The sequence below is a fragment of the Streptomyces sp. NH27 genome (genome assembly GCF_056859195.1).
Genome location: NZ_JACEGK010000324.1, coordinates 1 through 8,990 on the forward strand (window position 1 = coordinate 1; position 8,990 = coordinate 8,990).

The following is an 8,990-nucleotide window of genomic DNA, read 5'->3' on the forward strand; positions in this document are numbered from 1 at the left end:
TGCGGACCCCGTCCGGCGGGATCCACCTGTGGTACCGCGCCGGGGACACGAGCCGGTACGTACAGGGCGCGGGCCGGCTCGGCTGGCAGGTCGACGTGCGGGCCGGCTGGTCCACCGCGGTCGCGCCCGGCACCGTCACCGCGGCCGGCCGCTACGAGGTGGTCGGGCCGCAGACGGTGCCGGTCCGGCTGCCGCGGTGGGTCGCGCTGGAGCTGGACCGCGTCGGACTGCGCCACCGCAACGCGGCCACCGGTCCGCCCCGCCGGGTCCGGCTTCCCCGTCCCGCCCGGGAGCGCGGGCCGCGGGACGCGGCGGTGTACGCCGCGGTGGCGCTGCGCGGTGAACTCGATGCCGTGGCGTCGGCCCGCGCCGGCCGCAACGACCAGCTCAACCGCTCGGGTTTCCGGCTCGGTCAGCTGGTCGGGGCCGGTCTGCTGGAGCACGACGCGGTCCACCAGGCGCTCACCGACGCCGCCGCGACCGCCGGGGTCGACCCCGGCGAGGCCAAAGCCCGCTCCACCCTCCGCCGCGCACTTCAGGCGGGCATGCGCTCGCCGCGCACCATCCCGAGCCCGGGAGCACGGCCATGAACCACCCCCTCAGCACCCGTGTGCCGCTGCCCGTCCCGGCGACCGAACCCCGGCCCGCCCCGTCGGCGCCGGCCGCCGAAGCGGGGGAGCTAGACGCGGCGGGCGCGGCGCCCGAGCAGCAGCGGAACACCGAGCGCGGGCCGAAGTTCTCGCAGGCCGACATCCTGCTGCACCTGGGTATCGACGAGTACCAGCTGGTGCGCCACGACCAGACCGCGTACGCCGTCCCCGTCGCCGGGCCGCCGATCGCCCGCCCGCTGCGCGCCAAGGGCGGCTTCGGCGGCACCGGCTCCCTGCGCCAACTCCTCAACCGCGCCTACGTGATGCGCACCGGCCGGGCCCCGTCCCAGGGCTGCCTCACCGACGCGATCGCCTCCATGGACGCCCTCGCCCTGGACGCCGAGGAACAGCCCGTCCACCTGCGGATCGCCCCCGACCCCGACGACGAGCAGGCGACCTGGCTCGACCTGGGCCGCCCGGACGGGATGAGCGTGTGCATCGAGCCGGGCACCTGGTCGGTGACCACCCCGCCCATCGACCAGGGCCCGCTGTGGCGGCGCACCAAGCTGACCGGCGAACTCCCGCTGTGGCGAGCCACGCGCGGAAGCTGGGGGTGCGCCACAGCAGCAGCGGCACGTCGCGCTGTCCCCCCATGCGGGCGGCGCCGGGGCCGATACGGTCCAGGGCGAGCGAGACCGTCTTGGCCAACGTGTCCGCGACAGGCGCCTTCAGTTCGTCGGCGAGCGTCTGAAGGAGACGGACGTGCACGGCGTGCTCGGGGCACCCCAGGACGGCCCGGCCGCTGTCCATGTCCTCCCCGAACTCGACGTTGGTGGACAGGCCCGGCAGCGCCTCCATCTCGCGCGGCACCCAGTACAGAATCTCGTCGGCACGATCCCGGTTGACGCGCTCCCAGCCGAGCTGCCCGGTGTAGTCGCTGTCGCGCGCACCGTCCCGGGCTTCGGGGATGAACACGACCAGGGTGCCCGGCTGCCGCCACTGGCGGGTGATCTCACGGAGGGCCGCCGGACGCCATGACGGGACCTCGGCGGTCCGCGGAGTGGGGCCCGCGAGGTAGATGCCGGCCACGTAGATGTCGGGGGGTTCCTCGCCCGCGAAGACGGGCTGGACGTCGCCGGCTGCGGGAACGGCTATGGGCACGGATTGTCCTTCAGATCATCGGTGCTGTCCCAGTGTCGGCAAGCCGCCTGACACCGTTCGTACGCTGCGCCGACGGCGGACAGCGGTGCTCGGAACTCACCGTATTCGCTCCCGATCCACCCGTCGTCGAAACCCCAGAACCCAGCGCCCGCAGCCCAACTGTCCTACGTGTGGCGCAGTGGTACGAGATGTGGAGCATCTCGAACGTCGTCTTCCTGCCCGGTGGCGATGAGGTCCTGGGGCCGATCGCCGAGCTCCCGCCCCGCGGTTGACCACCATGCCGGCCTGCTACCGCTTCCGCTTCGGTTTCCGCTTGGGCTTTCGCTGGGGCGGAACCGGCGGCATCTGCTTCGCCGTGGTCACCACCAGGAGGGCGAGTAGTTTCGCCTTGAGCTGTTCGCGCTGCTCAGGGGTGGTTGCGGCCGCGGGGGTGTCGAGCAGGTGCGTCTTGAGGATGGCGAGCATGTCCCATTCCCATGGGCCGCGCTTGGCCGGGCCGGGGATGACGTGGGCGTAGCTCTGGCCGTACAGGTCGGCGAGCAGGGCGAGCGCGTCGGCGTCGCTGACGTCAGTGACCTGTTCGCGCTCCGGGGCACCGATCGCCATGCTCTCGGAGAGGCGGACTTGTTTCAACAGCGCCAGGCGTAGGGAATGCTGCATCCCTATGCGCCCGTCGGCCCCGCCGATCAGCCATGCGGCCTCAGCGGCAGCAATGATGAAATCAATGGCGCCGCTCTCTTCGCCGCCGGAGATTTCTATGGGGGTTCCTGCCAGGAATGCCTTCAGTTTGGCCAGCGCGGCCGCCCGGTATTCGACCGGGGCGAACTGCTCGATGAGCTGGGCGGCGCCTTCGGTCACCTCCTTGTTGAGCAGAGGACCGTGCTTCTGCGCGATCGTCGTGGCGACGTCGCCTGAGATCCTGAGGGCCTCCTGAGTCGGGTACTCGTATCGAGGCAGCGGGTAGGGGATACGGCCGGGGTCGTCGTCCCACGTGCCGATCCGCTCTACGAGCGCCGCAAGCGTGTCCGGTTCCTTGTCGGCCAATGCGATGATGCCGCGCAGAGCCATGGCGCTCATCCGGCCTGTCCGCTCGGCTATTCCCGGCGGAAGGCCGCCCATCAGGTCGGGCCCGAACTCGCCCACGTCTCCCCCTCGTTGCTGTCGATGAACGTGAGCAGACGCTATCAGTGATGTGACCGACACAGTCCGTGGAGGGAGCGGACCGCAGCTGGACGGGACGGCATCTGTACAGCCCGGGATGCCCCGGCAGCCCAGTCAAAGGCTGTCCGGGGCATCGGGACTCGTACGGTCGACGCGGGTCACGCAGGCACGACGCCGGCCGCGGGACGGTCAGGTTCGTGCAGGACCAGACGGCGCAGCTCAGCGGAGGCACGTTCGACGGCGAGCAGTTCCCAGTACCCGCCGCTCCGCCCTGAATCGGTGCGTCGCAGCAGCACCTCGATGCTGACCGGAATCCCCTCGACCGCCGCGGGTTCCGCCGGTGATGGTTGCCTGGCGGCCATCTGGCTCTGCGTGGGGCGGGCTCGATCGCGGGCGACACGAATACGCGCGGTGCTCAAAAGCTTCTCCACCGTCTCGTAGGCGGCCACCACCTGCTCGGGATCGTCCTGGGCATGATGCAGGAGCAGTCGAAGGTCGGAGATCACCAGGATGGCCAGATCGTTGATCGAGATCTGCGGATCCTGGGCTTCCTCGGCCGAGGACGGATCTCCTTCTGCGTCGGCGGCGTGATCGGACCATGCCTCCAGGTGGTACCAGCGCCAGTGCTTCTGTTCGGGTGCTTCCGCACCGTAGGGGTCGGTCAAGTCCGGGAACCGCGGCCCGGCGTGGGGGTTGACCCAACCGCACGAGCACCCGGCCGTCAGACTGCCATTCCTCTCCCACCACAGTGCCCATTCCGCGGCTCGTCCATCCAGGACTTCCGCGGCGCCGTCGGAGGCTGCGCGGCGGATCCGTAGATCGTGCGCGACGTCGTCCGGACGGGAGTCCATGGTGGCGTCGTCAGACGGCGGGGGCGCAGTGCGGTCTTTGGCTTGAAGCAGGATGGCGTGCGCCGCGGACACCGGAACTCCGTGTTCGCGAGCGATGCGGCGGGCCTTCGCCTTACGGTCGTTGCTTCCACGCTTGGTCATGGCTGGACGGCTCCCTACAGGCGGGCACCCACGCTGTCCCGCCCCGAGTCCGCGTCGGCAAGGGCGATGCACCATGGGCCCTCGCCGGACGCCGGTCCGGGTGCCGGACCATATCCGGCGAGCCTTCGACCAGTGCCGGGCCGTACGGCGTGGGCGCGTCGCCCGGCGGTCTCGACGCGTGCATGTCCTGCGCCGCACGCCCAAGGTAGCGCACAGGGGGTGAGCGCGGCGCGGCGTTCAGGTGCCGGTGGTCCAGCGCGCGATCAGGGCGGGAAGGTCGTGCGTGTTCAGCGCAAGGTAGTGGGCTGGTTCGTCGTCGTGCAGGTGTCGGGTGATGATGATCTCGTACAGCTCGGCGCGCTGGTCGTCGGCGTAGTGCTCGGTCAGCTGGTACCAGTGCTGCACGACGAGCCAGGTGAACCGTTGTGGGCTGGGGGTGGCCTTCCAGTCGTACTGGAGGTGGAAGTGGTGGAAGCCTCCAGCGATGGCGCGGCGCAGTGTCTGCGGCACGATCTGCGGGTTGACGGCCCGGTCGAAGAGGTCACGCAAGTCCTCCTCGCAGGTCTTGGCCGGCGTCGGCGGAGCATTCAGGCCCGGTGGAGGGCCGGCCTTGAGGGTCCCTTCGGGACGGTGCGCCCATCGCAGATCGGCGCAGGCCGCTACCTGGTCGGCGTCGATGTCCTCGGTTCCCTCGATGTCGTCGAGATCGACCACGTACCCGGCCGGCCCGTCGGGCCGCTGGGTCTTGCCGTTGAAGTCCCAACCGATCTCGCGTACATAGCCGCGTTGCCCTTCGAACGGTCCGGACGTGACCTCTACCCGATCGTGGGTGCGATACCCGCCGCTCCCGGCGATGATCGCCCGCTCGACGACGCCCGCCGCCCAGAGCGTGCACACCTCCAGGGCAGGATCGGGCATGCCACCGATTCCCCGGCTCATGCCGTCCCACCGGCGCTCGGGAGGCGCAGGGTGAGGATCCCATGTCCGTGTCAGCCACTGCCAGCACTCGGCGACCGGATCACCCGGCGACGCCTTCGATGACAGGTCGTGCCCGGCCAGCGGCATGACGGTGGTGACCAGGTCGGTCACCCTCTCGTCGTCGTACAGCTGCCACAGCACCGACGGCCAGGCAATCGTGGCGACCGGCTGATGGTCACGACGGTGCAGGGCGTAGAGCACGATGGCAACGATGTTGCGCATCGCCACATCGTCCCAGCACGACTCGTCCATCCCGCCGGGCCCGGCCGCGGCCGCCGCAGTGGCGTGCCGGACGGCGTCGTTCCAGGCATCGTCCGCCGCCACCAGTTCCGACCTCCTCATCACCCCGACCAACTCCCCGGCCCGGGTTCCTTCCCGGTGACTTCGGCGCCGCCGGGGCGGGTTACTCCGCATCTGCGAGTCCGACCGCAGCCGGGGCGAGGAGGCTACCGCAGCGTGCCCTGAGCCATCCACAGCCTCCGGGGAACCACGTACGGAGGATTCGCCGTTGAGCTGCGCGTGCTCGCCCAGATTGAACATACTTGGACGACGTTCCGAGATGTCTGACTCAACTACGCAGGGCGTATTGTTTCCCGGCTGTCGCGGCTTGCCGCGTGTAGGGCGGCGAAGTGCGCCAGCGTGGCGGGACCGCCAGGGTGAGTCGGCTACGGGAGGGCGGGTGGAGCGAAGTTGGGCGATCACGACGGTCTGCTCTGGGATGGTGTCGCTCGGGTGGACGTTCGCATAGAAGCTGCCGGGCCAGGAGAGCCGGCCTTTCACCTGAGCTGCCACGATCCCGGGCCGGCTTCGGGATGGGGCGAGCCAGGGCTGCTGACCCAGTTCCCCATCGCCGTCGATACCGCCGCGATCGATGAGGATCAGGACGCTAGGTTCGATCTCTGGTCTCATACACCTAGGGCGGCAGCAGCATGGGTGCGCGCGGACGAGGCGCCGGACCTCGTCGTGGACAGGCTCATGATGCGATTGGGTCCGGTGAATACCGCTGGCGCACTCGTCGACTCGCGGACATGCCGGGTTGGGCTGCGGCCCACCTTCGGCGACGTGGACAACCGCGCCGGAGTCCTCCTCACCATGTCCAGCGAGGAGGAAGATGCACCGGTGGAGCTGTTCCTTGCGCTGCTGTACGCCTGGGCGTCATGGTGGAGGCAGACGTGCCAGGGAACGTCCAGTCCGGAAGGTCCACCGCCTGTGCTTCGGGGCGACCTTGAGGATGACGCCGAACAAGTCGCCTCCTGGATTACACGGACTATGTAATTCCGCCGACAGCATCCTTCCCCACCCGTCGAGGTGCCGCTTCCACCCGAACGCCTTGATTTGATTGTGCATGGGCACCGCTTCCCCGTACGGCTAAGCCATCTGGAGCACGCCACCTGGCCGGACCTGCCAGAGGCGGGGGATGACGACCCGTACGGGGACCTTGCCTCGGACATGCTGTAGAGCAGCTTCGGCCGGGGAGCGGTACGCAGCCTCGACGGCCGCCATCTCGACCAGCAGCTCCGGGCCCTGGGCGTCGGTTAATACTGCAACCGCATCTGGAGAATGTGGCCTCGGCGTTTGTAGTGGGATCGGCGGGCTCGGGCCTGGCTGCGTCGTCGGAAGCGTGACCAGTGCAGATGGTGCTCGTTGCTGTGGCAGTGGCGCGTGACGACGACGTGGCCCATCAACCGGCGGATCTCCGGGACGCTGAGGGGTATGAGGTCTTGCTCGTCGTCGAGAGTGCCCCTTTTGCGGCTTCTGCGGCGCGGACGGCGGTCAGGTAGGCGAGGGCGGCCATGGCCAGGGTGATGTGGCGGTACCAGGCCCGGTAGAGCCGCACCTGGTAGTGGTCCAGACCGCACTCTCCCTTCGCGGTCTGGAAGCACTCCTCCACCGCCCACCTCGCGGCAGCCACTTTGACCAGGTCTTTCAGTCGGGAGGCGACGGGGCCGTAGCAGACGTAGTAGGCGATCTCGCTCGGGTCGTTGACGCTGCGTCGGGCCAGCACCCAGTGCCCGAAGCCGTTCTCCCAGTACGGGCGGATCGCGACACGCGCCCAGTCGTAGATCCGCTCACCGTGCGCGCCGGCCCCGCCGGAGATCCGTTTCCACCGCTGGCGGGGCAGCGCGGCAACCAACTGGTCCACCCGCGCGTCCGTGAGGTTCCCCCGCTGTGCGGGGGTGGCTGACTAGCTGGTCAGGGCGGGTTGACGTGGTTTCAGGTTCACCGATTCGGCCGCTGCCTGGTCGGCGTAGTGCTTCTCTTCGAACTCGATCGGGCTGAGGTAGCCGAGGCGTTTTTGGATGCGTCGGCTGTTGTAGAAGCCGTCGATGTACTCGAAGAGCGCCAGGTTGGCCTCAGCCCTGGTAGGGAAGGTGCGTCCGCGAATGCACTCGGTCTTGACGACGCTCCACAGGTTCTCCGCCAGGGCGTTGTCGAACGAGTCGCCGACGGACCCCATAGACGCCTGGATACCTGCTCTGACCAGGCGTGTTGTCAGCTTGATACTCGTGTATTGGCAGCCGTGGTCGGCATGGTGCACGAGCTCGCCGGGGGCGATCTCCCGGCTGGCGAGCGCGTACTCGAGGGAGGACAGGACGAGGTCGGCGTCGGCGTGGGCGGAGGTCTCCCAGGCGACGACCCGGCGGGAGAAGGCGTCGCGGATCGCGGAGAGCCACAGGGGCCCCTCCTGGGTGGCGATCATCGTGAGGTCGGTGACCCACAGCCGGTTCGGTGCGGGTGCGGTGAAGTCGCGCTCGACCAGGTCCGGGGCGAGCGTGGCCTTCGGATCCCGGCGCGTGAAGCCCTTGCGGCGCGGGCTCACGCCCGCGAGATCGGCCTCGCGCATCAGGCGTTCGACCCGCTTGCGGCCCACCCTGGTGCCTTCGCGTTTGAGGACGGCGTGCACGCGCGGCGAGCCGTAGACGCCGGCGGAGTCGGCGTGGATCTCCTTGATCCGCTCGGTCAGCTCGACATCGCGACGCTTGCGTTCGCAGGGCTCCTTCTCGGTGCGGCGCCAACGGTAGTAGGTGGCGGAGGGGATGTGGAGTTCCCGAAGTACGCACTCGACTCCCAGACGGGGATGCTCGTCAACGAGCGCCGTCACCTGGGCCGGGTCGGGTCGAGTTGCGCCGCGAAAAACGCCGAGGCCGTCCGCAGGACATCATTGGCCCGCTTGAGCTGGGCGTTCTCCTTGCGCAGGGCCGTCAGCTCGGCGCGTTCGTCGGTGGTGAGGCGGTCGTCGCGCTCGCCTGCGTCGGCCTCGGCCTGGCGGATCCAGCCGCGCAGGGCCTCGGGATGCACACCGAGGTCGACGGCCAGCTTCTTGATCTGGGGTCTCGGCTCGGTAGTGCGATACATCCGCACCGCGCGCTCACGCAACTCCAACGAGTATTTCCGGGGTGCAGCCATGATCGATGCTCCTCTCATGAGAACCATCTGACCCCCTGTCAACAAACTCCGCATCTCGGGGGAACCTCACCGCCCCGTGCGTGGTGATCACAGTGTCGTTGACCTTCGTGGCCAGCACGTGCGCGACCCGACGTTCCTCCAGCCACACTCGCAGGTGCTTGACCTGCCCGTATGCCTCGTCAGCGGTGACCCACGCGAACGGGACACCCGCGTCGATGGCGCGTTGCAGCATCCACTTGAAGTGCTCGTTCTTGGTCGCGAAGGGGACCTCGTCATCGATCCCGGCCGCGCGGCAGCGGTCACGGTCATCCGTCCAGGAGACGGGGATGTAGAGCTCGCGGTCGATCAACGCCCGCCCCCTGGCGGAGGCGTAGGCCAGAAATGTTCCGATCTGACTGTTCTCCGTGCGGCCGGCTGTGCCGGTGTACTGACGCTGGACGCCGGCGGACTTGGTGCCCTTCTTCAGGAAGCCGGTGTCGTCGCCGATCAGCACCGCGTCCTTGGCACCGATGGTCTCCACGACGAAGTCCCGCACATCGTCGCGGACCGCGTTCTCGTCCCAGTCGGAGTGGTGTTGGTCTGTCCGTGGGACTCGCGAAGCGTCAGCCGTCGTACGAGGACCTCGTGCGCGTGATCGTGGATCTGCAGCGGGACGTGGCGCAGCTCAGGAGCGAGAACGCCGAGTTGCGGGCCGAGAATG

8 protein-coding genes and 2 pseudogenes are annotated in these 8,990 nt (G+C 69.1%); 1 reads left to right on the forward strand and 9 read right to left on the reverse strand.

The annotated features are described in order from the left end of the window. A partial coding sequence (locus AC13HU_RS24070) for a bifunctional DNA primase/polymerase (RefSeq protein ID WP_483044024.1) occupies positions 1-590 on the forward strand: 590 nt, incomplete at its 5' end. Positions 591-679: 89 nt separating this feature from the next. Here the strand turns inward: AC13HU_RS24070 and AC13HU_RS24075 are convergent. From AC13HU_RS24075 to AC13HU_RS24115, 9 genes and pseudogenes are all read right to left on the reverse strand, one after another. Then, positions 680-892, reverse strand: coding sequence for a hypothetical protein (locus AC13HU_RS24075; protein WP_483044025.1), 213 nt, complete (start codon positions 890-892; stop codon positions 680-682). 55 nt (positions 893-947) lie between these two features. Then, positions 948-1,751, reverse strand: a complete 804-nt coding sequence (locus AC13HU_RS24080) for a nucleoside 2-deoxyribosyltransferase domain-containing protein (protein WP_483044026.1) — start codon at positions 1,749-1,751, stop codon at positions 948-950. A 288-nt stretch (positions 1,752-2,039) separates the two neighbouring features. Further along, positions 2,040-2,894 (reverse strand): hypothetical protein, encoded by an 855-nt coding sequence (locus tag AC13HU_RS24085; RefSeq protein ID WP_483044027.1) that lies wholly within the window; start codon positions 2,892-2,894, stop codon positions 2,040-2,042. 176 nt (positions 2,895-3,070) lie between these two features. After that, entirely contained in the window at positions 3,071-3,904 is an 834-nt protein-coding gene (locus AC13HU_RS24090) for a hypothetical protein (RefSeq protein WP_483044028.1), read from the reverse strand. A gap of 237 nt (positions 3,905-4,141) precedes the next feature. After that, entirely contained in the window at positions 4,142-5,206 is a 1,065-nt protein-coding gene (locus AC13HU_RS24095; RefSeq protein WP_483044029.1) for a KOW domain-containing RNA-binding protein, read from the reverse strand. Between the two features lie 1,357 nt (positions 5,207-6,563). Then, a pseudogene (locus AC13HU_RS24100) lies at positions 6,564-7,037 on the reverse strand (IS701 family transposase); the annotation flags it as partial. Positions 7,038-7,067: 30 nt separating this feature from the next. After that, the gene (locus AC13HU_RS24105; protein WP_483044030.1) at positions 7,068-7,985 is read right to left on the reverse strand and encodes an IS3 family transposase; all 918 of its coding nucleotides are present in this window, start codon (positions 7,983-7,985) and stop codon (positions 7,068-7,070) included. After that, positions 7,982-8,290 (reverse strand): transposase, encoded by a 309-nt coding sequence (locus AC13HU_RS24110; protein WP_483044031.1) that lies wholly within the window; start codon positions 8,288-8,290, stop codon positions 7,982-7,984. The genes AC13HU_RS24105 and AC13HU_RS24110 overlap by 4 nt, the downstream gene beginning before the upstream one ends. A gap of 49 nt (positions 8,291-8,339) precedes the next feature. After that, positions 8,340-8,858 (reverse strand): annotated as a pseudogene (locus AC13HU_RS24115) (IS701 family transposase); the annotation flags it as partial. Positions 8,859-8,990: the final 132 nt, after the last annotated feature.